The organism is Micromonospora sp. NPDC005413, assembly GCF_040606435.1.
GTDB lineage: Bacteria > Actinomycetota > Actinomycetes > Mycobacteriales > Micromonosporaceae > Micromonospora.
In genome coordinates this window covers 12,907-37,282 of record NZ_JBEXEV010000048.1, presented here as the reverse complement: position 1 = coordinate 37,282, position 24,376 = coordinate 12,907, and the positions used below count along the sequence as shown (strand labels likewise).

Genomic DNA, 24,376 nt, shown 5'->3' with positions numbered 1-24,376 from the left:
TTCGCCCCCGGATCGGCGGCACGCGCGGCCCGGAACGCCGCCTCGATCCAGTCATTACCCGTCCGCTGCAGGTTCGAGTCACGACGGCCACCGGAGCTGCCATCGGCGAACGCCTCATTCACCACATCCCACGCCACGACCTGACCCCGGAAATGGGTGGCGACCTGCGTCACGTGGTTGAGCATCGCCTGCCGCAACGCACTACCACTCATGTTCTGCATCCACCCAGGCTGCTGCGAGTGCCAGGCCAGGGTGTGACCGCGGACGTTCATCCCACGGCTACGCGCGTGGTTGACGATCTGCTCCGCCGCGCCGTAGCTGAACTGGCCCTGCTGCGGCTCGGTGGCGTCGATCTTCATCTCGTTCTCAGGCGTCACCATGTTGAACTCACGGTTCAGGATCGTGGTGTACGCGCTATCGGAAAGCCTGCTTGCGGCCACCGCCGTACCGAAATACCGACCCTTCTCAGCGGCGGACGCGCCCAGGGTCGTTCCGGCGCTCGCCGCGCCGGGCAGGAACGCGGCGCTCGTTGCGGCGAGCAGACCCGCAGCGGCGAGGACGATCGCTGTACGCGCTCGGGGGCCCGTTCGTCGGCGGGTCTCCCCGTGGCACCTCTCGATCATGTCTTTTCCTTCCGTGAGGCCCGGGGCGGGGCATCTGACGCACCGCCCCAGCGGTGGTGGGGCACCGGGTCGAAACCGCGCACGGAAAGGCGCCCGGGATGAGGCGCATACCCACGATCATCGACTCCGATGGATGTGGAGTATGTCAGCGCCGCTCATCGACGAGCAATAATTTCCGGAAGTTGACGAGACGTGGACCAGGCCGGCGAGCCCGGCAAGACAGAGCTGCCCAGGCAGTGCCTCATGTCGCGCGACAGCGATGCGGTGACGCACCGGCGGCGGAGTTCCAGGAGAGTCGGTACGCCGCAAGTTCCGGAACTTCTTCCGCAATGCCCAACCGCCGGCGCGACGCCCAACGGCACGCACACGAGCTACGCGATCATCGACCGGGGGCTCGGTAGAGTCGACTCACGGTCTCGGCTACGCAGACGGGCTTGCCACCGCTGTCGCTCTCCACGGTGACCGCCGCGACCAACTGCACGCCGCCACTCACCGGCGACACCTCGGCAATGGTGGCAGTGGCCCGGACGGCGGCACCAACCCGGACCGGTGCGGGGAAACGCACCCGGTTCAGCCCGTAGTTGACCCCCATCGCCACCCCGTCGACCCGGTAGAGCCGGCCGGCCAGCGCCGGCAGCAGCGACAGGGTCAGGTACCCGTGGGCGATCGTCCCGCCGAACGGCCCTGCGGCGGCCCGGGCCGGGTCGAGATGGATCCACTGGTGGTCGTCGGTGGCGTCGGCGAAGAGGTCGACGCGGCTCTGCTCGATGCGCTGCCACGGACCGGGCCCGAGGGTCTCGCCGACGGCAGCGGCCAACTCGTCGAACGAGGTGAAGACTCTCATGCCAGATCTCCTTGAAGCTAGAAGGCGTTGACGCCGGTGAGCGCGCGTCCGATGAGGAGTTGCTGGATCTGGCTGGTGCCCTCGTAGAGCGTGGCGACCCGGGCATCACGCAGGTACTTGCCGACCGGATATTCGTCGATGTAGCCGTACCCCCCGAACACCTGGACCGCGTTGTTGGCCGCGCGGACGGCGGCCTCGCTGGCGAAGAGCTTGGCCATGGACGCCTCGGTGGCGAACGGCTGGCCGCGGTCGATCAGGTCGGCGACCTGCCACACCAGCAACCGGGCAGCGGCGGTGTCCACCGCGATGGCGGCGAGCAGTTGCTGGACGAGCTGGTGGGCGGCGATCGGCTTGCCGAACTGGGTCCGCTGCCCGGCGTAGCCGACTGCGGCGTCGAGGCAGCCCTGAGCGATGCCGACCGAGCCGGCGGCGACCGACATCCGGCCCTTGGCGAGGGTGGCCAGGGCCAGGCGGAAGCCGGCGCCCTCGTCGCCGAGGCGGGCGGTGTCGGGCACGCGTACCTCGTCGAAGCGCAGCTCGCCGGTGGCCTGGCCGCGCAGGCCCAGCTTGCCGTGGATCTCCCGCCGGGTCAGCCCCGGGCTGTCGCCGGGAACCAGGAACGCGGTGATGCCTCGGTGCCCGGGCCCGCCGGTGCGGGCGAAGACCAGCGCGACGTCGGCGGTGGTGCCGTTGGTGATGAACGTCTTCGTGCCGGTGAGCAGCCAGTCGGCGCCGTCGCGGACCGCGCGGGTCCGCAGCGCGGCCGCGTCCGAGCCGCTGTCCGGCTCGGTCAGCGCGAAGCAGCCGAGTGCGGCGCCGGCGCAGAGCCGGGGCAGCCACTCGGCCCGCTGTGCGGCCGACCCGTGGGCGGCGATCGACTTCGCGACCAGGCCGAGTGACACCGAGACGATGCCGCGCACGGCCGAGTCGCCCCGGCCGAGCTGCTCCAGGACCAGGCAGTACGCGAGGTGATCGCCCCCGGAACCGCCGTCGGCCTCGGCGATGGTCAGCCCCAGAAAGCCCAGGTCGCCGAGCATGCCGACGATGGCAGGGTCGACCGACTCGCGCCGATCCCAGGCGGCTGCGTGCGGCAGCAGCTCCCGGTCGGCGAACTCGGCGGCCAGTTGGCGGACCGCGGCCTGCTCGGCGGAGAGGGTGAGCTCCATGACGCTTAAACTAGCGGTGATAGTTTAAGCCGTCCAGACCGGACGGTCACCGCTCGGAGGCCAGCCCGACGTGCCGTTCGGCGGCGAACGCGCGGGCCAACTCCGTGCGCGAGCGGATGCCGAGCCGGTGGAACACGTTGCGCAGGTGGTGATCGACCGTACGGGTGGAGAGGAACATCCGGGCGGCGATCTCCCGGTTGGTGGCTCCCTCCGCGACCAGCTCGGCGATCCGCAGTTGCTGGCCCGTCAGCAGCCGCGCCGCCGGCAGGTCCGGCGAGCCGATCGACTCACCGGCCGCGCGCAGCTCGGTGGTGGCCTGCTCAGCCCAGCACGCCACCCCGAGCAGGGTGAACATCTCGCGGGCCTGATGCAGGTGCGCCCGCGCGTCGCGAGGGCGCCGGCTGCGGCGCAGCTCCTGGCCGAAGAGCAGCTCCGTACGGGCCCGCTCGAACGCGCCGGCCTCCGTCGGGTGCAGCCGCAGCGCCATCTGGAACTTCCGCTCGGCCTCGGCGCCGCCCCGGGGAGCGAGCAACGCGTGGCACCGGGCGGACAGGGCCCGGCGCAGCGGGCTCACGGTGCTGCTGGCCCACCTGTCGAACACGGCGAGCGCGGCCGTTGCCGCCGGCCGGTGCGCCAGGTGCGCCGCCGCCTCCACCAGGTACGGGGTGGCCATCACCTGCACGAGGACCTGACCTCGACCGGTGCCGAGCCGGGCCAGCGACGCCAGCCGGTCCGCGGCCTCGGCGTGTCGGCCGTCGACCAGGTCAAGCACCGCCAGTGCCCACCCGGCGAGCGCGTGCGGACGGCTGCCCGGCGTCGGCGCCTCGCCGATCTCACGGATCCGCCGCAGGCTGGTGGCCCGATCGGCCCGCATCGCGGCAAGCACGGCGAGCATGCCCAGGTGGACGTTGGCGTAGTTGACCTGACCGGTGGCGCGGGCGACCCGCAGCCCGTCGCGGGACGTCTCCGCCGCCGCCTCGTGCCGACCCAGCCAGTACTCGGCGACCGCGCGCAACTCCAGTGCCCGGGACAGCATGGACAGCTCGCCCCGCTCCCGGGCCAACCCGACGGCACGCTCGGCGAGCCGATGCGCCGCGCCGTCCACGGCCACCAGCAGGCCGGCCGCCGCGGCGCAGGTGAGCGCAGTGGGGGTCAGCGCCGGCCCGGTCAACCGGCCACCCAGCACGACGGCGCGGCGCAGCGCGGGCCCGGCCCGCTCATGGTCGCCCCGCAGGGTCGCCGCGACCCCGCCGACCAGACAACTCATCAGCTCCATGGCCGGCGGGTCGTTCGGGCGCCGCAACTCCAGCGCCCGGCGGCCGACCTCGGCGTACCGGTACTGGTCACCGGCGAAGCAGACGGCCTCGCCGGCCCGCACCAGCCCGGCCAACGCCAGGGCGCGGTCGGCGCCGGCCACCGATCCGACGGCGGTCAGCAACGTGGCCGACGCACCCGACGCGACGCCGCACCGCAGCTCCAACTCGCCGCGCAGCAGGTCTGCGCGCGCCTTGACGACCGGGTCGGTGGACACGGCGCGGAGACGGTCGAGTAGCAACCAGGCCTGGTCGGGTTGCCCCCCGGCCCAGGCGTAGTGGGCGGCGGTCTGCAGCCGGGCGGCAGCCTGGAGCGGCTGGTCGCTGAGGTCGGCGGCCAGGCGCAGCGCCGCCGAGGCGGTGGCCCAGCCACCGGCTCCATCGCCGGCCGCCTCTTCCAGCTCGGCGGCGAGGGCCGGGTCGGCATCCGCCGCCGCGGCGGCGAGGTGCATCGCCCGGCGCAGCCGTTGCCCGTCCGAGCCCAGCACCCCGGCGAGCAGCCGGTGGGCCGCACGGCGCTCCGCGAGCGTCGCGCTGGACACGATCATCGCGCGAACCAACGGTTGGGGGAACGTGACGCCCCGCGGCTCGACGCGGACCAGGCCGGCGACCTCCGCCGGGGCGAGCGCCTCGACCTCGGAGCCGACGACTCCCGCCGCTCGGATCAGCGTGCCCGGCTCACCGTCCTCGTCGAGCGCCGCGAGCAGCAGCATCCGCCGGGTGTCCGGTGGCAACCGGTCCAGCCGGGTCCGGTACGCGCGGCCCAGCGCACCATCCGTCGGTGGCGTTGCGGGCAGCGGCTCCTCACCCCGCCACTGCCCCGGGCTGAGCACCTCGGCGAGATCCACCAGGGCTTGCGGGTTGCCGCCGCCGACCACCGCGAGTGTGGCCGCGACCGGCGCGGCGGGGCACTCGGGCAGCCGGTCGGTGAGGACGGCGACGCTGTCCCGCGCGTCGAGCGGCCGGAGTCGGTGCGCCGGTATCCCGTCGACCGCGAGGGTGACGTCCGCGGTGAGCAGGACGGCGACCGGCAGATGCCGCAGTCGGCGGGCCACGAAGGCCAGCACCTGCGCGGTCTGCGGGTCACCTCGGTCGACGTCGTCCATGGTGGCGAGCAGCGGACGGTCCCGGGCGGCTGCGGCGAGCAACCCGAGCACCGCCATCGACAGCGTCAGTTGGCGGTCGGCCGGGCAGCACTCCCCGGCCAGCGCGCGCCGCAGCGGTTGGCGCTGCTCGTCCGGCAGGGCGGCGACCCGGTCGAGCACCGGGTCGAGCAGGCGTTGCAGGCCGGCGTACGGCAGGACGGCCTCCTCGGCGAGCCCGGTCCCGGCGAGCACGGTGCGGCCCTCGGCGTGCCGGTGGGCGTAGCCGACCAACGCCGTCCGGCCCGAACCCGGCTCGCCGTGCAGCAGCAGGGCGCCACCGACGCCGGTCACGCCGTCGAGCAGGGTGCGGATCGCCCGGCACTCGTCGTCCCGGCCGCGCAGCACGGTTAATTGCACTCTTGATGCAGTAACCATGCATCCAGTGTCACCTATCGGAAACCGGATGGAAAGAGGGGGCGATATCGGGCCGAGCGGGAATCAGTCGGCCGCGACCTCGGCCAGCAGGGCGCCGACCGTCCGGGTCATCACCGCGCGGGCCTGGTCCACGCCCAGCCCGAGGCCGTAGCGCAGCATCGACCACGCAGGCCACATGCTGGCCGCCACCAGGGCGTTGAGCAGCTGCTCCCGACCCCGACCGGCCTGGGCCAGCTCGACGGCGAAGAGCTCCTCGACCTCGTCGCGAACCCGGTCGATGTGCTTGAGGCGGTTGCGGTGCAGTTGGTCGGAGACCGGCTCCCGCATCTGGGCGGCCCGCGCCGACGGCGTGATGAGCTGGAGCAGCCGGGCCCGTTGCCGGCAGTACGCGTCGACCCGCTTCACCAGCGGCAGCCCGGCTGGGATCGGCCGGTAGGCGGCGTCCTGCTGGCGGAGCACCTCCGCGCCGCTCGCCTCGAAGAGCGTCTCCATGTCCTTGAAGTTGGTCCAGAGCGTCCGCAGCGAGATGCCGGCCCGCTCGGCGATGCGTTCGCCGGTCGGGCGGAGGTCACCCTCGGAGATGAGCGCGAGGTGCGCCTCGACGATGGCCACGCGGGTGCGCTCGGCCCGGGCGGTGCGCCCGTCGACCCGGCCCACGACCTCGACCCCGTCCATCCGCCCCCGCCTCCTCACCGCCACGACGCCTCCCGGCGCACCGCCGAGTCTAGACAGGCGGTGATCAGCAGCCCGGGACCGACCACCGACGCCATCATCCGGCCCGGCCGGTCAGCGAGACGCCGCCGTCGCAGACGATGGTCTGCCCGGTGATCCAGGTGGCGTCGTCGGAGGCCAGGAAGGCGACCGCGCCCGCCACGTCCTGCGGCAGACCGAGACGCCCGAGCGGATACCGTGCGGCGACCTCATCCTCCCGACCCTCGTAGAGGGCAGCGGCGAAGCGGGTCTTCACCACGCCGGGGGCGACGGCGTTGACCCGGATCGTCGGCCCCAGCTCCACCGCGAGACTGGCCGTGAGGTGGTTGAGCGCGGCCTTGCTCACCCCGTAGAAGGCGATGCCGGGCGACGGGCCGAGCCCGGCGATCGACGAGACGTTGACGACGCAGCCGCCGCGCTCGGACATGCCGGCGGCGCAGACCTCCTGCACCCAGCCGAGCGTGGCGACCAGGTTGACGTCGAGGATCTTGCGTGCCGCGCCCAGGTCCAGCTCGACCAGCGGGCCGTGCACCGGGTTGATGCCGGTGTTGTTGACCAGGAGGTCCACCGGCCCGAACGCGGCGCTGACCTGTCGCACCGCGGCGGCTCGATGCTCGGGGTCGTCGGCCCGGCCGGGCACGGCGACGGCGTACGCCGGCCCGCCCAGCGCGGCGACCGCCTCGGCCAGCGCCTCGGGACGTCGGGCGGTCAGACCCACCCGAGCGCCCTCGGCAACGAGGCGTTGGGCGATGGCCAGGCCGATCCCCCGACTGGCGCCGGTGACGATGGCGACACGATCCACGAGCCGTCCCGAATATGCATCCACAGTGCAGATAGTAGGAGCAGTGATCGGTGTCGGTCAACGTCTCCGATGAACGCTACGACCCTTCACCGCGCGGCTCCTACGAGCAGGCGCAACCGTCCGACCGGGCGTGGTCAGACGCAACCACGCCCGGTCGGACGTCGGGTGTACGGGTTCTCAGGAGACGGTCGGCACCCCGTTCGCCGGCGGCGCGACCGGGGCGGCGGTGTACTCGGTGACCGGCCCGTCGGCCTCGTCGGTCTCGTACGTCGGCCCGAAGTAGGTCTGCACTCCCCCGCTCACCCGGCTCAGGCGCTGCCCGCCGTACCCGGAGTGGTCAGTGGCCGAGAAGCGCAGTGGTGCCAGCCCGGGGCCCTGGAAGCCGCCCTTCTGCACGGCCTGGAGCACCTTCTCCCGCGTGACGTCCTTGCCGGCGGCGAGCAGCACCTGCACGAACAGGTAGCCGACCGACATGCCGTAGACGGTGTTGCCGTCGAACGGCGCGTCCCCGTTGTGCGACTTGTTGATCTTCGTGAAGAGCTGGATCCAAGGGTTGGCGGTGTCGTTCTGCATCGGCAGGTAGTTGGTGCCGACCACGCCCTCCAGCAGCGGAGCGGCGGCTCCGAGCTGCTTGGCCAGGGTCGGCTGATCGGCGCCGACGTTGGACACCAGCCACTGCGGCTTGAAGCCCAGCCGCGCGGCGGTGCCGATGGAGAGCGCGGTGAAGCCGGGCACGGTGGCGAGCACGACGACCTTGCATCCGGCCGCCTTGAACGCGCCGATCTGCGGCGCCACGTTGGTGTTGCTGGTGACGTACGTCTGCTTCACCGCCACGCCCCCGGCGCCGAGCACCTTCTCCACGCCGGCCAGGCTGTCGCGGCCGAAGTCGTCGTCCTGGCCGAGGAAGCAGACCTTCTGACCGGCCAGGTTGGTCTTGGCGTAGGTGGCGAGGATCTTGCCCTCCACCGTGTAGTCCGGGTTGAACCCGAACGTGCCGGGATACTTGTCCGGCTGGTCCCAGCTGCGGCTGCCCGAGGCGACGAAGAGGTCGGGCACCCGGTTGCTCTTGAGGAAGTCGAGCACCCCGGTGTGCGTCGGCGTCCCGAGACCGTTGAGGACGGCGAAGACCTTGTCCTGCAGGACGAGCTGACGGACCACCTGCTGGGTGTTCGCCGGGTTGTAGCCGTCGTCCATGATCTTGTAAGTGATCTTCCGACCATGCACACCGCCGTTGGCGTTGACGTAGTCGAAGTACGCCTTCGTCGCCGGAGCGATCTTGGAGTAGCCGGCCGAGGCCGGCCCGGTGAGCGGCATGTGTGTGCCGACGACGATCTCGGTGGCGGTGACGCCCGGCACCGATGCTCCACCGGTGCCGGAGCCGTCGTCATCGCTGCAACCCGCGGCGGCGACCAACAGGGCGATGGTGCTGGCGATCGCGAGACCACGTTGTGTCATACGGTGCATGGGTGACACCGACCTTTCTCGGTCCGGTTCTTGGGGGAACGGTGTGGTGGTGGAGCGCCCGGCCGAGGCCGGGCCGAGGACAGCTCAGGAACGACGCGCCGGCCACCGGGCCAGCAGGGCCCGACCGAGGCGGGACAGCAGACCCTGCACGCCGCCGGGCGCGGCGATCATCACGACGATCAGCGTGGCTCCGAAGATCGCCAGCGGGAGGTTGCCCTCCAGCCGCTGCGCCACCGCGGGCGAGAGGGTGAGCAGCTCGGTCGCGGAATGGGTGAGGTCGGGCAGGGCGACCAGCAGGACGGCCCCCCACAGCGCCCCGGTGAGACGACCGAGGCCGCCGATCACCACGGCCAGCAGCAGGAAGAGCGACAGGGTCAGCGAGAAGGCCCCGGGCGAGACGCTCTGCGCGAGGACCGCCAGCAACGCGCCACCGAGCCCGGCGGTGGCGGCACTGACCACGAATGCGAGGACCTGGGTGCGGGCGATGTGGATGCCGGCGAGGCGGGCGGCCACCTCGTCGTCGCGGACCGCCCGGAACGTGCGCCCGTACCGGCTGCGGATCAGGTTGGCCAACAGCAGCAGGGCGAGCAGGGTCGCCGCGCCGGTCAGCCAGAGCTGCCACCGCTCGTAGGGGAAGTACGGGCCGAGCGCCACCGGCGGTGGCTCCACCGGCACCGACAGCCCCTGCTCGCCATTGAAGACGCCGTCGAAGGTGACGGCCAGCGCCGGCACGACGACGGCCACCGCGAGGGTGACCCCGGCCAGGTAGGGGCCGCGGAGCCGGGCCGCGGCCACACCGACCACCGCGCCGACCGCGACCGTGCTGACGATCGCCGCGCCCAGCGAGAGCGGCAACAGCCAGCCGCCGGTCATCCCCCGGTCGGCGAACGCGTTCTGGCACAGAGCCACGGTGTACGCCCCGGTGGCCATCAACGCGCCGTGCCCGAGCGACAGTTGACCGTTGAGCCCGGTGAGGACCGTCAGCCCGGCGGTCGCGCAGAGATAGGCGGCCACGGTGGCGAGCTGGAAGTTGCGGAACGGCTCGACGGCGTAGCTGACCGCCACCAGCAGCAGGCCGACGGCGAGCACCACCGCGAGGTGGCGCAGCAGGGTGGAGCCGCGTCGACGGTCGACCGGTCGGTCACCGACGTCGGCCTGCCGGCTCTTCGGCGGCAGGGCCGCCCTCGTGGCGCTCACACCCGCCTCGCCGCGACCGGGGCGAACAGCCCACCGGGCCGGACCAGCAGCACCGCCAGCAGCAGGACCAGCACCGCGAGCGGCGTGAGGTCACTGCCGGCATATCCGCTCACGTAGGAGAGCAGCAACCCCACCACCAGGCCGCCGACCACCGCCCCCGGTGGACTGTCCAACCCGCCGACCACCGCCGCGGTGAACGCCGAGACGAACACCAGGTCCATCGCGTGCGGGTGCAGGCCCAACTCGGTCGGAATGACCAACATGGCGGCCAACGCGCCCACACCGGAGGCCAGCGCCCAACCGAGAGTCAACATGCCTCCGACGTTGACCCCGAGCAGCCGCGAGACCTCGGGGGCGAAGGCCGCCGCGCGCATCCGCAGCCCGACCGCGGTACGCGCGAACAGCCAGGCCAGGCCACTGACCACCACCCCGATCGTGGCGAAGACGAACAGGTCGTACGGCGACAGCACGGCGACCCCGCCCACGGTGAGGGCGGACCGACTGAACGGCGCCTCGGCGGGGCGGAACTCGTTGCCGTACACCATGCCCAGCACGGCCTGGATCAACAGCACCAACCCGAGCGCGACGATCACGGGGTTGAGCGGTGAGGCGTGGTCGACGTGCCGCATCACGACACGGTCCACCAGCGCACCGAGCAGCAGGCCGGCGACGATCGCGACCACGAAACCCAGCCAGTACGAGCCGGTCGCGGCAGACACGGTGAACGCGACGTACGCGGCGGCGACGGCCATCGCCCCCTGGGCGAAGTTGACGACCCGCGCCGCCCGCCAGATGAGCACCAGGGCCAACGCGAACGCGGCGTACACCGCGCCCCGGGACAGGCCGTCGATGGTGAGGAAGACGAAGCGGTCCAACAGTCCTCCCTCCGGGGGACGAGGTGTGGTCAGAAACCGAGGTACGCGTGGCGCAGGTCGTCGTCGTCACGCAGCTTCGTCGCCGGGGCGGCGATCACCACCCGGCCGAGGGACATCACGACGCCCTGGTCGGCGACGGCGAGTGCGCTGCGGACGTTCTGCTCGACCAGCAACACGGTCAGGCCGGTACGGTCGCGCAGTTGGCGAATGAGGGCCATGGTCCGGGCGACGACCCGCGGCGCCAGGCCGAGCGACGGCTCGTCGAGCAGCAGCAGGCGAGGTCGGCCGACCAGTGCCCGGCCGAGCGCGAGCATCTGCCGCTCACCGCCGGAGAGCTGGTGCCCGAGGTGCCGGCGACGCCGGGCGAGCGGCTCGAAGAGCTGGTAGACCTCGTCGAGGGCACGACCGGCGTCGGCCCGGTCGCGCCGCCACAACCCGCCCAGCCGCAGGTTCTCGTCGACCGTCAGCTCGCTGATCACGCCCCGCCCCTCCGGCACGTGCGCCATGCCGCGCCGGACGAGCTTCTCCACGGGCGTACCGCGGAGGTCTTCCCCGGCGAGGAGCACCTGGCCCGCCGTCGGACGGATCATGCCGGAGAGCGCACGCAGCAGGGTGGTCTTGCCGGCGCCGTTGGCGCCGACGACCGCGGCGATCGTGCCCGCCGGGACGGTGAGGTCGATGGCCTGCAGCACGGGCGCGGCGCCGTAACCAGCCACCAACCCGCGCACGACGAGCAGGTCCGGCCCGCTCACGCGGCTTCCTCGACCGCGGTGCCGAGGTAGGCGTCGGTGACCGCCGGGTCGTCGCGGATCTCGTCCGGCGTGCCGGCGGCGATGACCCGGCCGAAGTCGAGCACCACGAGCTCGTCGCAGACGGCCATCACCAGGTCCATGTGGTGCTCGACCAGGAGCACCGCACAGGGGTCGGCGTCCCGCCGGGGCAGCTGCCGGACCAGCTCGGCCAGCTCGGCGATGTCGTCGCCGCCGAGGCCACCGGCGGGTTCGTCGAGGAGGAGCAGCCGGGGCCGGGCGGCGAGCGCGCGGGCCAGGGCGACCCGCTGACGTACGGCGAACGGCAGCGTGCCCGGCGCGGCCTCGGCGTGCCCGGCGATCCCCAGATCGTCCAGGATGTCCAGGGCGTGCCGGCGAAGCCGGCGCTCGTCGCGGTCGCTGGCCGGCAGCCCGAGCAGCGCCGGGAGGAAGCCCGCACGGGCGGAGTGCGAAGCGCCGGTCATCACGTTCTCCAGCACGGTGAGCCCGGCGAACAGCCCGGTGCCCTGCAGGGTTCGGGCGATGCCGAGCCGGGTCAGCCGGTGCGGCCGTGGTCGCAGCGGTTGGCCGTCGAGGGTGAGCGAACCCGTTTCCGGCGCGACGAAGCCGCAGATCACGTTGAACAGTGTGGTCTTCCCGGCGCCGTTGGGCCCGATCACGCCCACCACCCGGTTGGGTGGCACCTGCAGTGAGACGTCGTCGAGGGCGGTGAGGCCGCCGAAACGGACGCCGATGTGGTGCAGTTCGAGGCCGCGCTCCATCACCCATCCCTCTGTCGTGGCGGGTGTTATTTACACTCGCAGTGTACGTTTCTCGGGTACCGCGTCAAGACCTTCAATGCCTCGTCTCCCGCACGCGGACGGGGCGGCCGCCACTGGCGACCGCCCCGGGACCACGGTCAGGCGCTGGGGCAGGTGTTGCGGTACTCCTGGATCTGCGAGCCGCTCGGGCCCGGGCAGAGGAACTGCTCGTAGCGGGTGTCGTCGTCGACGAACCGCTTCAGCCAGGCGACCATCTGCCGCGCGGTCGGCGTGTTCGTCGTCTGCGGGAAGAAGTGGCTCGCACCGTTCAGCTCCAGGTACGCCTTCTCCGCGGAGGCCGGGATGCTGTTGTAGAACGGCACCGAGTGCGACGAGACCGGCGCGACGGTGTCGCTCTCGCCACCGATGATCAGTGTGGGCACTCGCAGCTCGGACCAGCTCTTGTCCGTGTTCCAGGGCGCGAGCGGCACCGCGGCCTGCAACGACGGCCGCGACGAGGCCGCCTCCAGGCTGCCCCCGCCACCCATGGAGTGGCCGGCCACCGCGAGGCGGCTGCTGTCGATCCGGGTGCGCACCGAGCTGCGCTGGGTGAGGTAGTCCAGCGCGGCGAGCAACTGCCGGCCGCGGCTGTCCGGCTGGTCCAGCCGGCTGTTGGTCTCGATGCCGATCACCACGAACCCGTGCGAGGCGAGCCTCGGCCCGAGCCAGCTGATGCTGGACCATGCGGCGGTGTAGCCGGGCGAGATGGCGATGGCGCCGAAGGTGCCCTCGCTGGTGCTGGTCGGGTAGTAGATGACGCCGCCGCCGAAGCCGGTGACGCTCAGCGACGACACGTTCTGTGAGGACGTGGCGAACGGACCGCGACTGGCCTCCAGGATCGCGGTGGTCGGGGCGGGGCCCCGCTCGTACGGACCCGCGGCCTGTGCGGCGCCGGTCGAGCCGGTCAGGACGCCGCCGGCGACCAGGGTGGCGGCCAGCGCGAACCGGGCGGCTCGGGCTGCGATGGAACGGGGACGGGTGGTGGTTGGTGACGACACGTCGGGCACTCCCTAAAGTCGAGGGATATCGACGTGCGTCAGTTTTGGCCTCTCCGCCGATCCACGCATCGGTGAAATCACCAGTCCCGGCGACGGATGCCGGGATCGGTTGTGTTTCGACCCCCTGACCAGGGGTAGCAGGGCAAGCGCCTGCCCGCACACGCACCATGGAGAGGTTCGTCCAGTGGATTCAAGCAAGCCCGCCGAGGCGGTCAAGAACGCCGTGAAGACAGCCTCAGGAAAGATCGCCGATGCCCTGACCCCGGAGGTCCCCGGCGCACCGGGAGGCGCGCCACCGACCGTCGAGGAACCGACGACGCCGCACGACCCGCTGCCGCCGAAGCCGGAACAGGGGGCACCGCAGACCCGTACGCCGACCGGCGCGGAAACCGGCGCGCCGACGATCGCGAACGGTCAGCAGGGCGCCTACCTCACGACCGCGCAGGGGGCGCGGCTGCGCGACACCGACCACTCGCTCAAGGCCGGTCCGCGGGGCCCGGTGCTGCTCCAGGACCACCATCTGCGCGAGAAGATCACGCATTTCGATCACGAACGCATTCCGGAGCGCGTCGTGCACGCTCGTGGCGCCGGTGCGCACGGTGTGTTCACCGCGTACGGCACCGCTGAGGCGGTCACGCGGGCCGGCTTCCTCAAGAAGGGGCGGGAGACCGAGGTCTTCGTGCGGTTCTCCACCGTGCTCGGTTCGCGCGGTTCGGCCGACACGGTCCGCGACACCCGCGGCTTCGCGACGAAGTTCTACACCGACGAGGGCACCTTCGACCTGGTCGGCAACAACATGCCGGTCTTCTTCATCCAGGACGCGATCAAGTTCCCCGACATCATCCACGCCGCCAAGCCGCACCCCGATCGCGAGATCCCGCAGGCGCAGAGCGCTCACGACACCTTCTGGGACTTCGTCTCGCTGCACACCGAGGCGCAGCACCACGCCCTCTGGAACATGTCCGACCGGGGCATCCCGCGGTCGTACCGGACCATGGAGGGCTTCGGCGTCCACACCTTCCGCCTCGTCAACGAGGCCGGGGAGACGGCGCTGGCCAAGTTCCACTGGAAGCCGAAGCTGGGCGTGCACTCCCTCACCTGGGAGGAAGCCCAGATGCTGAGCGGCATGGACCCGGACTTCCACCGCCGGGACCTCTACGACGCCATCGAGGCCGGCGCGTACCCCGAGTGGGAGCTCGGTATCCAGGTCTTCCCCGACACCCCCGAGGAGACCTTCGCCGAGATCGACCTGCTGGACCCGACGAAGATCGTGCCCGAGGAGCTGGCACCGGTGCAGACCATCGGAAAGCTGGTCCTCAACCGGACGCCGACGAACTTCTTCGCCGAGACCGAGCAGGTCGCGTTCCACCTCGGTCATCTTCCGCCGGGCATCGACGTCACGAACGACCCGCTGTTGCAGGGCCGGCTCTTCTCGTACGTCGACACGCAGCTCACCCGGCTGGGCGGGCCCAACTTCTCGCAGATCCCGATCAACCGCCCGCACGCCGCGGTGAACGACATGCTGCGCGACGGCTTCCACCAGCACGCCGTGCACGCGGGCGTCGCGCCGTACCGACCGAACTCGCTCGACGGCGGCAACCCCTTCCCCGCCGGGGACAAGGAGCACGCGTTCCTCGACGTGCCGGTGACGGTGGCACAGGCGCCCAAGGTGCGTGCGAACCCGGTCTCGTTCGACGACCACTACAGCCAGGCACGCCTGTTCTGGCTGAGCATGTCGCCGGTCGAGAAGGAGCACATCATCCGGGCGTACACCTTCGAGCTCGGCAAGTGCTACCACCAGGCGATCAAGGAGCGCCAGCTGCAGTGCCTCGCCAACATCGACCCGGTGCTCTGCGCGGAGGTCGCGACCGGTCTGGGCCTGCCCGCCCCGCAGCCCACCGTGCCGTTCACCGAGGTCACGCCAAGCCCGGCGTTGTCGCAGGTAGGCCGGGAGTGGCCGAGCGACGGTCGCACGATCGGGATCGTCGTCGACCCCGACGGTGACCTGGACGGCGTCGACGAGGTCCGCCGGGCCGTGTTCGAGGCCGGCATGGTGCCGCTGCTGATCGCTCCGCACGGCGGCATGGTGGCGGACCTGCCGGTGCAGCGCACCTTCGCCACCGGCCGGTCGGTCGAGTTCGACGCGGTGCTGCTGGCCGGAGCGCCGGCACCCGCGCCGGATGCCATCCCCGCCCGCGACGACAAGGCGGGTAGGCCAGGCCCGGCAGCCGTGGATCCCCGCGTGCTGCTCCTCGTCGAGGAGTGCTGGCGGCACGCCAAGGCCGTCGGCGCCTGGGGTGCCGGCGTCACCGTGCTGGAGCAGGCCGGGGTGGCCGGCACTCCCGGCATCGTGACGGCGGGCTCCGGTGCGGAGGCTCTGACAGCGGTGCAGCAGCTGATGGCCGCACACCGGGTGTGGGAACGGTTCCCGGCCTCGGTGGCCTGACACCGCCGATCAGTGCCGAGGGCTGCTCTCCGCTTCGCCGGGAGGGCAGCCCTCGGCACGTGTCATGCTCAGCCGATTTCGGCCAGCCGGGGCAGCACCTCGTCGCCGAGCCGCTGGGCGAACTCCACCGGGTGCCGATCCGGCATGACCTGCACCTCGGTCACACCGAGCGCGGCGTAATCGGCCACCTCGGCGAGGAACCCGTCGCGATCCTCCAGGGGCCCTCGGGCGGCCACCACCGTCTTCTCGATGGTGTCGTAGTCGCGGCCCTCGGCGTCGCAGTGCCCGCGCAGCACGTCCAACTTGCGCGCCACCTCCTTCGCGCCATCGGCGGTGCCGAAGAGGTTGCAGGCGTCGGCGTACCGGGCGACCAGCAGCAGGGTCTTCTTCTCGCCGCCGCCGCCGATCATGATGGGCGGGCGTGGACGGCTCAACGCCTGCGGCGAGTTGATCGTCTCGGTGAGCTGGTAGTGCCGCCCGTCGAACGGCCCGTTGTCGTCGCCCCACATCTGCAGGCAGATGCGCAGCGTCTCCTCCAGCCGCTCGAACCGCTCGGCCACCGGCACCACCGGCACACCGAGGCCACGCTGCTCCCGCTCGTACCAGGAAGCGCCGATGCCGAGGCGGGCCCGACCGCCGGAGAGCACGTCGAGGGTCGTCACGGTCTTGGCGAGCAACCCCGGGTAGCGGTACATCACGCCGGTGACCAGCACGCCCAGCGTCATCCGCTGAGTCTTCGCCGCGACGTAGCCCAGCGTGGTGTACGCCTCCAGCATGGGCTCCTCGGCCGGGGCCATCGCATCCATCTGGAAGAAGTGGTCCATCACCGTGAAGGAAGCGACGCCAGCCTGCTCGGCGGTGGTGGCCGCCTCCGCCAGGGTCGGTGCGATTGCGGCCGGGTCGGCCGGGGTCGAGTAGTTCCAGTAGTGCAGCCCGAGCTTCATGTTCGGCACCTCCACAACCAGCCTAGTGTTCCTCGGTGTCAGCGGCGTGCCCGCTCGGCGCTGCCTGCGGGTCGGGCCCGTCGGCATCCATTACCGGTTCATGACAATTCGTGGATCACGCGCGGATATCCGGCTGGCAGCTTCTGGTGAGTGATCCAACAGCTGTCTCCCATCGAGTCGCGGCCCCTCGACAACGAGCCCGGTACGACGCGCATCCGGTTTCGGCACAGGTATCGAACCGGGACCGCCCCCGCCTCGACGCGGTCACAGCGGGTGGAGTGGGCCGACGCCGCGAAAGGTGTCTGCATCATCCTGGTCGTCCTGTGGCACGTCATCGTCAAGGACTACCTGCAGATCGACTGGCACCTGGGCGTACCGGTGCCCGGCCTGTGGGGAACGCTCGGTGAGCAGTTCCTCCCGCTGCGAATGCCGCTGTTCTTCACCATCTCGGGCGTCTTCGCGGCGAACGCCACCCAGCGGCCCTGGCGGGTCGTCGCCCGCAGCCGGATCGCCGGGTTCCTCTACCTGTACGTCGTCTGGCTGCTGATCCACACCGCGATCCTCGCCGCCGCTCCGGAGTTGCCGACCGACCGCGCCACCTCGGCCCTCGGCCTGCTGGAGCAGCTCACCATCACGCCGTCCAACCTCTGGTACCTGTACGCCCTGGCGCTGTACTTCACGATCGCCAAGGCGACCCGTCGGATGCCACGGGCGCTGGTCCTCGTACCCGCCGCGGTGCTGTCCGCCGTCGCCGCCGCCGGCCTGCTCGACACACCGGGCAACCGCGCAGGCCTCTACCAGAACCTGGTCTTCTTCCTCGCCGGCCTGTACCTGCGGCCCCAGATCCACCAGTGGGCGGCCACCGCCAGCCGGCGCCGCCTCGTGCTGGTCTCGGGCGCCTACGTCCTCGCCCTCGCCGCGATGGCGGTGGCCGGCGCACAGCAGTTGTTCGGCGTATGGATGGTGGTCTCGGTCGTGGCGGTCGCCTTCGGCATCACCGCCGCCGCCCGGCTGGCCCGATGGCCGGCCGTCAGCGATCCGCTGTCTGGGCTCGGCCGCATCACCCTGCCGATCTACGTCATCCACATGCCGGTCCTGGCCCTGCTGCACCGGCTGTTGCTCGTACCGATTTCCGGGCTGGACCGGCCCGCCCAGGGCCTGATCGTGCTCGGTTACCCGATTGTGCTGACCGGGCTGGTGACCGGCCTGAGCCTGGCCATCCACAGCGCGCTGCTGGCGGTGCGCGCACGCTGGCTGTTCGCACTCCCCGGCTCCCGCCGGGTGGAGGCGGCCGGATGAGCACCCTGGCCGAGGCGATGGTCGACCTCGCGGCGATCGCCAGCAACGTGCGGACGATCGCGTCGGTCACCGGCACCGACCTGATGGCCGTGGTGAAGGCGGACGGGTTCGGCCACGGCGCGGTGCAGGTGGCCCGCGCCGCGCTGCGCGCCGGCGCCGGCTGGCTGGGGGTGACCTCGGCGGCCGAGGCGCTGACCCTCCGCGACGCGGGCGTGACCGCGCCCACGTTGAGCTGGCTGCACGGCCCCAACGACGACTTCGGTACCTTGATCATCGCTGGCGTCGACGTCGGCGTGTCGACGACGACGCACCTGCACGCCGTCGCCGACGCGGCCCACCTGCTCGGCGTGCCGGCGATGGTGCAGCTCAAGGCGGACACCGGGTTGTCCCGCAACGGGGCCGCCGGGGACGACTGGCCCGAGTTGGTCGGTTGGGCCCACAAGTACGAACGGGAGGGCGGGATCCGGGTGCGCGGCGTGTGGTCCCACCTCATCGACGCGGACCTGCCGGGCGCCCCCGAACTGGACCGGCAGGTGGCGATCTTCGAGGAGGCGCTGCGGGTCGCCCGGTGGGCCGGCCTCGACCCCGACCTGGTCCACCTCGCCAACTCGGCGGGCGCGCTGTCCGCACCGCGGACCCGCTTCGACCTCTGCCGGATCGGGATCGCGCTGTACGGCGTGGACCCGTTCGGTGCGACCGGCCCGGGCGAGTTCGGGCTGCACGCCGCGATGACCCTGCGCACGAACGTGGTCAACGTGAAGCGGGTACCGGCCGGCACGGGCGTCTCCTACGGGCGCGAGCACGTGACCGGTGCCCCGACCACGCTGGCGCTGCTGCCGCTCGGCTACGCCGACGGGCTGCCCCGGGCCGCCGCAGGCCGCGCCGCGGTGTGGCTCGGCGGCCGACGGTGCCCGATCGTCGGACGTATCGCCATGGACCAGTGCGTGGTCGACGCCGGGGACCTTCCCGTGCTGATCGGCGACCCGGTCGTGGTGTTCGGCCGCACCGAGGGTGACGAGACCCCACCGACGGTCGTCGAGTGGGCCCGCTGGGCCGACACCAACCCGCACGAGATCGTGACCGGCATCGGGGCCCGGGTGGCCCGCGTCCACCTCCACGAAAGGGCACACATCTCATGACTACCCCAATGGCAGTGCTGTACGGCGGGCAGAGCGGCGAGCACGACGTCTCCTGCCGCTCGGCGGCGAGCATCCTCGCCGACGTGGACCGTGAGCGGTACCAGGTCACCGAGGTGCTCATCGATCGCGACGGCGGGTGGCACGTCGACGGTCGGTCGACGCCACTCCCCCAGGCGCTGCGCGTACTGCGCGCCCAGGATGTCGTGTTCCCGGCCCTGCATGGCCCGTACGGCGAGGACGGCACCGTGGCGTCGCTGCTGGAGTGGCTCGGGGTGCCGTACGTCGGCAACGGTGTCTTCGCCAGCGCGGCCGGCATGGACAAGGGTGTCACCAAGCGGCTCCTGGCCGCGGAGGGCCTGCGGGTCAGCCCGGGGGTGACTCTGCGTCCCGACGAGGAGCTGTCGCCCGCCGACCGGCGACGGCTGGCCCTGCCGGTCTTCGTCAAGCCGGCTCGGGCCGGGTCCAGCCTGGGCGTCGTCAAGGTGAACGACTGGGCGGGACTTCCCGCCGCGCTGGAGCAGGCCCGCGCGGTCGACCCGAAGGTGCTGGTCGAGCAGGGGGCGCGGGGACGCGAGATCGACGTGGCCGTCCTTCAGCACCCGGACGGTCGGGTGCAGGCCGGCCCGCCGCTGGAGATCCGGGTGACCGGTGCGGGCTTCTTCGACTACGACGCGAAGTACGACGGTGGGGCGGTCTTCCAGATCCCCGCCCCGCTCGACCCGGCCACCACCGAGGTGCTTCAGGACCGCGCGATCCGCGCCTTCCACGCCCTCGACTGCCGCGGGCTGCTCCGGGTCGACTTCTTCCTGCCCGCCGAGGGGTCGCCCGAGCCCATCGTGAACGAGGTGAACACGTTCCCCGGTTTCACCGCGGCGTCGCAGTTCCCCCAGATCTGGCAGAAGGCCGGCATCGGGTTCGCCACCCTGATCGACATCCTGATCTCCGGCGCGCTCGCCGACCAGGACCGGATCCGCCACTGCGGGCTGCCCCGGCAGGCACGAGCGGTCAACCTGGTCTGACGGTAGGCCCCGGTCGGGCTCGGCCGTCGCTTCGATCAGCTGAGCGGAGTCGGCCGTGGCCCGGTCACTGGAGCGGGCAGCGCCGGGGCTGCCGGGCACCGTCGGACCCGACGATGGTGACCGGTACGAAACTCTCCGCGAGACCGGTGCGTGCCGCGACGTCGGCCACGGTGCAGACGATCTGGTCAACCGCGTTCGCCGACAACGGCTGCGCCGCACCGCTCGTCGTCACCGCGAGGCCGGATCGATCGACCCCCGGCGCCACTTTGACCGGTACGAGCCCGGCCGGCACCTCGCTGGTGAAACCGTTGCCGCGCTCGTTCTCGTCCGGACCGGCCGCGAGCAGGGCGAGAGCCTCGGCGGGCGAGGGGTCCACCTTTGCCGGACGGAGAGTCAGCACGAGTTCGTCCTGCGAGAGCAGGTAGAGCACGACGCCCTGCGACGACGGGCCGCTGACCGCGGAGCGACCGGTGATGACGCCGCTGGGCCATACCCCACAGCCCGACGCGAGCAGCGTGAGAAGCAGTCCGCCGACGAGCAGCGTGCGGCCCGTCCGCCGGCCGGTCACCGGGCACCTCCGGCGTCCGCCGTGTCGCGGGGTAGGCGGAGCGTGAACACGGCGCCGCCGCTGGGGCCGTTGCCCGCGACGAGACTTCCCCGTCGCTCGCCGTGGCGGTGCAGGCGCGCGTTCTCCCAGGAGATGGCGAGGCCGAGGCCGCTGCCCTCGGAGCGGGTCCGCGCGGTGTCCGCCTTGTAGAAGCGGTCGAAGACGTGCGGCAGCACGTCCGGGTCCAGTCCCGGCCCCTGGTCGCTGACCTCGATGGTGACCCAGTCCGGGTCGGCGCTCAGGCGCACGGACACCGGCTCGGCACCGTGCCGGAAGGCGTTGCCGACCAGGTTGGCGACGATGACGTCCAGCCGACGGGGATCGAGCCGGGCCACGATTCCGGACGGTAGCTCCGTCCGTACCCGGTCGGTCCAGCCCCGGATCCGCAGGGTCGCGGTCACCGCCGCGGCCACGTCCACCGCATCGAGGGCGAGCCGCGCCGTGCCGGAGTCGAACCTGCTGACCTCGATGAGGTCGTTGACCAACCGGGTGAGGTTCTGCGTCTCCTGGCTGACCAGCCGGGCGGCCCGGCCCGCGTCCCCGGGCAGGTGGTCCGCCTCCTCGTCCAGCACGTCGGTGACCGCCGTCATCGCGGCCAACGGCGTACGGAGTTCGTGCGAGACGTCGGCCACGAAGCGGCGGGCGTCGGATTCCATCCGCCGCAGCTCACCGACCTGCCGCTCCAGCGTCCCGGCGGTGTCGTTGAAGGTCCGCGTCACATCGGCCAGCTCGTCGGCGCCCCGGACCGTCAGCCGGGTGCTCAGGTCGCCCTCGCCGAGGCGGCGTGCCGCCCGGCCCAGCTCGCGGACGGGTCGCAGCACACCACGGGCGGCCAGCAGGGCCAGCAGGACGGCGAGGATCAGGGACAGCCCGCCGGTCAGCCATGCCCAGGTGGCGAGCCAGTCGATGCTCCGCTGCTCGGCGGCGAGACTGCGCACCGAGTAGACCTCCAGCCCGGACGCTCGGGACGTGCCGTCGGGCCGGTCGAGCTCCAGCTGAGTGCCGATGAGCAGCATGGGTTCTCCGTCGAGCGAGACACGTTGCCAGGCGATGCGTCCGTCAGCGACCTCGCGGCGCAGCTCGGAGGTGAGCGGGTCGGGTGCCTGGAAGCGCTGCGACCGCATGTCCCGGTAGACGACCACCGCGTCTGCCTCCCGGTCGGAGAGGCGCTGGGCCAACAGGTCGAGCTCGTCCTGGGTCGGGGGGAGCTGCGCTATCGGGTAGACCTTCGTGAGCTGATCGGTCAGCGACGCCACCGCGGCGTCCTGCGCCTGCTGGAGAATGACGGTCCGGGCCTGGAAGTAGCTGCCGCTGGCCACGACCGCCGTGGTGGTCACGCCCAGCAACGCGAACGCCAGGAGCAGCCGGACCCGCAGGCCCGAGACCCGGGCGCCGGCCCAGCGCCACAGGGTCACAGCGGCCCGAACCGGTATCCGAAACCACGCACGGTCTGGATGAAGATCGGCGCCGACGAGTCGGCCTCGATCTTGGCGCGCACCCGTTGGACGCACGCGTCCACGAGTCGCGAGTCGCCGAGATACCCGTGCTCCCACACGGCCTCCAGCAGTTGCTGGCGGCTCAGCACCTGGCCCGGTGTGTGCGAGAGCTCAAGCAGCAGGCGCAGCTCCGTCGGGGCGAGGCTGACCGGCGTCCCGTCCTTGCTGACCACCAGCGCGGCCCGGTCGATGGTCAGTGCGCCGTGCTGTTCCAGGCCGGCCCGCTCGCCGCCGGTGCGCCGGGACTCGCCAGCGGTCCGTCGGAGCACCGCACGGATGCGCGCCTCGAGCACCCGGGCCTGTACGGGCTTGACCACGTAGTCGTCGGCGCCGGCCTCCAGGCCCGCCACCACGTCCATGTCGTCGTTGCGGGCGGTGAGCATGATGATCGGCAGGTCGCCAAGCTGCCGGATCCGTCGACACACCTCGAACCCGTCCATCCCGGGCAGCATGAGGTCGAGGACCACGACGTCGGACGAGGTCGTGCGCAGCCGCTCCAACCCCTGCTCACCGGTCTCCACGGCGTGCACCGTGTGCCCCTGTCGGGTGAGTGCCAACTGCAGCCCGTCGCGGACCGTCTGGTGGTCTTCGATCAGCAGGACCTGGGACATGTCGTCCAGTATCCCATCATGAGATCTTTTGGGGTTCGGTCGATGGCTGCTGCTCACGGGGTCGCGCGGCCATCGGCACGGCGAAGTCCGCCGAACGCACCAGGAACACCACCGAACCCACGAGGAACATCGTCATCCCCGCCGCCGCCACGATGGCGACGAGCGCGCCACGCTGCACCGACGCGGCCAGACCGGGCACGATAACCACAAACGCCCAGCCCAGCACGACCATCCCGACGGTCACCTCGGCCAGCCTGCGCCACAGGCTGCCGCCGTCCAACCCGCCGACCGTGTCGTGGTCGCCACGCCAACCCGCCAGCCTGGCCGCGGCCAGGCAGAACAACGCCACACCCAGCAGTACGCCGCCGAGCGCGTCACTGAACCGGTGCCAGCCCGCGATCATCGTGGCCGCGGCGACCACCGAGACACCTGCCGCGCCCGGCATCGCCAGCCACCGCCGGGCCCACCCGGGCAGGACCAGCATGAACGCCAACAGCAGGGCTGTCGCCGCCGCGACGTGACCGCTGGGGAAACTGTTGTGGGTGGTCGAACTCGCGATCTGGAGATCCGCGCGGGGCAGCGTCGACTTCACCGCGCCGGCCGCCACCACCGCGCTGAGGACCATGCCCACGCCGACGACTCCCGCAACCAGCCGTCGACGGAGCACGCCCACCAGCAGCACCGCGCCGAGCAGGGCGGCGAGGAGCATCGGGTTGCCAAAGGTGGCCAGCACGGCCTTGGCCGGACCCACCAGGACGGTCTGCTGCTCGTACCCTCCGCCCCGCTCGGCGCGCGGCAGGAGCACACCGTCGAGCCACTGACCGGGGTACGTCCGCACGAAGACGGTGGCGGTGAGAGTCAGGGCGAGCAGGCAGCACAGAGTCGCCGCCAGCAGCCGAAGACCCAGGGGGTACGACGATCCGATGGACATGGCGACCATGCTCGCGCCGACAGGTCCGTACGACGTACACGGATTGTCTTGGTTCTGTCACAACTCCCCCCGCTGCTTCCGGAAAGCGGATCGTCGGCGGGAGCACCGGGTGAGTCTCGACGGAGCAGGGGATTCACATGCTTACATGCAACTATGTTTTACCCCGCCGAGATCAGCCACCACTAGGGTCAGGACACCGATCGATGTTTCTCATCGACGGAGCGAAAAATCCATCCGGAGTGATGTGGGGAACCGGAAGGGGTTGGGGAATGCAGGGAATTCCAGTCGTCAGCCTGGTCATCGGCATCGCGTCCTCGCCGGCAGAACGCCGGCATCTGGCCCGGCTGCTCGGCGGGAGCGACGCGTTCCTGATCGTCTCGAACGTCGACCAGGCACGAGAGTTTCTCGGGGTGGTCGAGACGCCTCCCGTCGCGGCTCCCCAGACCACTGCCATGCGCGCCGAGGTGGCGCCGGGCCCACAGTCGCCGCCACCCGACCTGGCCGTCGACTCCGACCGCCGGGTGCTGCGGTGGCGCGACCAGGAGATCGACCTGACCCGGTTGGAACACGACGTCCTGCTCTGCCTGGTGCACGCACCCGGGCAGGTCTGGACCTACGAGCGACTGCACCTCGAGGTCTGGGGCAACCGGCACCTCGGCCGCGGCTCCGACATGCACTCGGTGGTCCGTCGAGTGCGCGGCAAGCTCGCCAGTCTGAACGCCGCGGCGACGATCCACTCGGTACGCGGGGTCGGTTTCCGGCTCGCCCCCGTCTGATCCGCCGGACACGGCCCGGCCCGCC

Annotated in this window: 22 protein-coding genes; 5 read left to right on the top strand and 17 right to left on the bottom strand. The window is 71.7% G+C overall.

The window, feature by feature from the left end; genetic code table 11:
• The 12 genes from ABZS37_RS30765 to ABZS37_RS30710 all read right to left on the bottom strand — a co-directional run.
• On the bottom strand, positions 1–623 hold a 623-nt coding region (locus ABZS37_RS30765), incomplete at its 3' end, for an endo-1,4-beta-xylanase (RefSeq protein WP_355174778.1).
• A 379-nt stretch (positions 624–1,002) separates the two neighbouring features.
• Positions 1,003–1,467 (bottom strand): MaoC family dehydratase, encoded by a 465-nt coding sequence (locus ABZS37_RS30760; protein ID WP_355174776.1) that lies wholly within the window; start codon positions 1,465–1,467, stop codon positions 1,003–1,005.
• 17 nt (positions 1,468–1,484) lie between these two features.
• Positions 1,485–2,633, bottom strand: coding sequence for an acyl-CoA dehydrogenase family protein (locus tag ABZS37_RS30755; protein WP_355174774.1), 1,149 nt, complete (start codon positions 2,631–2,633; stop codon positions 1,485–1,487).
• Between the two features lie 46 nt (positions 2,634–2,679).
• Positions 2,680–5,466: an AAA family ATPase gene (locus tag ABZS37_RS30750; protein WP_355174772.1), complete on the bottom strand. Its 2,787-nt coding sequence runs from the start codon at positions 5,464–5,466 to the stop codon at positions 2,680–2,682.
• A 63-nt stretch (positions 5,467–5,529) separates the two neighbouring features.
• Positions 5,530–6,141 carry a TetR/AcrR family transcriptional regulator gene (locus ABZS37_RS30745; protein WP_355174770.1) on the bottom strand — a complete coding sequence of 204 codons (612 nt, stop codon included), beginning with the start codon at positions 6,139–6,141 and terminating at the stop codon, positions 5,530–5,532.
• A 94-nt stretch (positions 6,142–6,235) separates the two neighbouring features.
• Positions 6,236–6,979: an SDR family oxidoreductase gene (locus ABZS37_RS30740; RefSeq protein ID WP_355174768.1), complete on the bottom strand. Its 744-nt coding sequence runs from the start codon at positions 6,977–6,979 to the stop codon at positions 6,236–6,238.
• A gap of 177 nt (positions 6,980–7,156) precedes the next feature.
• Complete coding sequence (locus ABZS37_RS30735) at positions 7,157–8,443, bottom strand: ABC transporter substrate-binding protein (protein WP_355174766.1); 1,287 nt, start codon at positions 8,441–8,443, stop codon at positions 7,157–7,159.
• An 84-nt stretch (positions 8,444–8,527) separates the two neighbouring features.
• On the bottom strand, positions 8,528–9,640 hold the full coding sequence (locus tag ABZS37_RS30730; RefSeq protein ID WP_355174764.1) for a branched-chain amino acid ABC transporter permease: 1,113 nt from the start codon (positions 9,638–9,640) through the stop codon (positions 8,528–8,530).
• The gene (locus ABZS37_RS30725; protein WP_354991942.1) at positions 9,637–10,515 is read right to left on the bottom strand and encodes a branched-chain amino acid ABC transporter permease; all 879 of its coding nucleotides are present in this window, start codon (positions 10,513–10,515) and stop codon (positions 9,637–9,639) included. The genes ABZS37_RS30730 and ABZS37_RS30725 overlap by 4 nt, the downstream gene beginning before the upstream one ends.
• A 29-nt stretch (positions 10,516–10,544) precedes the next feature.
• A complete protein-coding gene (locus ABZS37_RS30720) occupies positions 10,545–11,267 on the bottom strand; it encodes an ABC transporter ATP-binding protein (RefSeq protein WP_355174762.1) in 723 nt (240 codons plus the stop codon).
• Positions 11,264–12,046 (bottom strand): ATP-binding cassette domain-containing protein, encoded by a 783-nt coding sequence (locus ABZS37_RS30715; protein ID WP_355174760.1) that lies wholly within the window; start codon positions 12,044–12,046, stop codon positions 11,264–11,266. Before ABZS37_RS30715 ends, ABZS37_RS30720 begins: the two co-directional genes overlap by 4 nt.
• A 137-nt stretch (positions 12,047–12,183) precedes the next feature.
• Positions 12,184–13,083 carry an alpha/beta hydrolase gene (locus tag ABZS37_RS30710; RefSeq protein WP_354991945.1) on the bottom strand — a complete coding sequence of 300 codons (900 nt, stop codon included), beginning with the start codon at positions 13,081–13,083 and terminating at the stop codon, positions 12,184–12,186.
• 184 nt (positions 13,084–13,267) lie between these two features.
• On the opposite strand from ABZS37_RS30710, the gene ABZS37_RS30705 reads away from it, so the two are divergent.
• Positions 13,268–15,529, top strand: a complete 2,262-nt coding sequence (locus tag ABZS37_RS30705) for a catalase (RefSeq protein ID WP_355174757.1) — start codon at positions 13,268–13,270, stop codon at positions 15,527–15,529.
• Between the two features lie 68 nt (positions 15,530–15,597).
• Here the strand turns inward: ABZS37_RS30705 and ABZS37_RS30700 are convergent, their stop codons facing one another.
• Positions 15,598–16,473 carry an LLM class F420-dependent oxidoreductase gene (locus ABZS37_RS30700; protein WP_355174755.1) on the bottom strand — a complete coding sequence of 292 codons (876 nt, stop codon included), beginning with the start codon at positions 16,471–16,473 and terminating at the stop codon, positions 15,598–15,600.
• A 273-nt stretch (positions 16,474–16,746) separates the two neighbouring features.
• Here ABZS37_RS30700 and ABZS37_RS30695 point away from each other — a divergent pair, with 273 nt between their 5' ends.
• From ABZS37_RS30695 to ABZS37_RS30685, 3 genes are read left to right on the top strand one after another with little or no spacing between them, the layout of a single operon-like run.
• Positions 16,747–17,772 carry an acyltransferase gene (locus ABZS37_RS30695; RefSeq protein ID WP_355174753.1) on the top strand — a complete coding sequence of 342 codons (1,026 nt, stop codon included), beginning with the start codon at positions 16,747–16,749 and terminating at the stop codon, positions 17,770–17,772.
• Positions 17,769–18,911 carry an alanine racemase gene (alr, locus tag ABZS37_RS30690; RefSeq protein ID WP_355174751.1) on the top strand — a complete coding sequence of 381 codons (1,143 nt, stop codon included), beginning with the start codon at positions 17,769–17,771 and terminating at the stop codon, positions 18,909–18,911. The genes ABZS37_RS30695 and alr overlap by 4 nt, the downstream gene beginning before the upstream one ends.
• The gene (locus tag ABZS37_RS30685; RefSeq protein WP_355174749.1) at positions 18,908–19,930 is read left to right on the top strand and encodes a D-alanine--D-alanine ligase family protein; all 1,023 of its coding nucleotides are present in this window, start codon (positions 18,908–18,910) and stop codon (positions 19,928–19,930) included. Before alr ends, ABZS37_RS30685 begins: the two co-directional genes overlap by 4 nt.
• A 64-nt stretch (positions 19,931–19,994) precedes the next feature.
• Here the strand turns inward: ABZS37_RS30685 and ABZS37_RS30680 are convergent, their stop codons facing one another.
• From ABZS37_RS30680 to ABZS37_RS30665, 4 genes are read right to left on the bottom strand one after another with little or no spacing between them, the layout of a single operon-like run.
• Positions 19,995–20,498: a hypothetical protein gene (locus tag ABZS37_RS30680; RefSeq protein ID WP_355174747.1), complete on the bottom strand. Its 504-nt coding sequence runs from the start codon at positions 20,496–20,498 to the stop codon at positions 19,995–19,997.
• On the bottom strand, positions 20,495–21,952 hold the full coding sequence (locus tag ABZS37_RS30675) for a HAMP domain-containing sensor histidine kinase (protein ID WP_355174745.1): 1,458 nt from the start codon (positions 21,950–21,952) through the stop codon (positions 20,495–20,497). The genes ABZS37_RS30680 and ABZS37_RS30675 overlap by 4 nt, the downstream gene beginning before the upstream one ends.
• Complete coding sequence (locus tag ABZS37_RS30670; protein WP_355174743.1) at positions 21,949–22,644, bottom strand: response regulator transcription factor; 696 nt, start codon at positions 22,642–22,644, stop codon at positions 21,949–21,951. The genes ABZS37_RS30675 and ABZS37_RS30670 overlap by 4 nt, the downstream gene beginning before the upstream one ends.
• A gap of 16 nt (positions 22,645–22,660) precedes the next feature.
• Positions 22,661–23,575, bottom strand: a complete 915-nt coding sequence (locus ABZS37_RS30665; protein ID WP_355174741.1) for a phosphatase PAP2 family protein — start codon at positions 23,573–23,575, stop codon at positions 22,661–22,663.
• A gap of 269 nt (positions 23,576–23,844) precedes the next feature.
• Here ABZS37_RS30665 and ABZS37_RS30660 point away from each other — a divergent pair, with 269 nt between their 5' ends.
• Entirely contained in the window at positions 23,845–24,351 is a 507-nt protein-coding gene (locus tag ABZS37_RS30660) for a winged helix-turn-helix domain-containing protein (RefSeq protein ID WP_355174739.1), read from the top strand.
• Positions 24,352–24,376 lie beyond the last annotated feature (25 nt).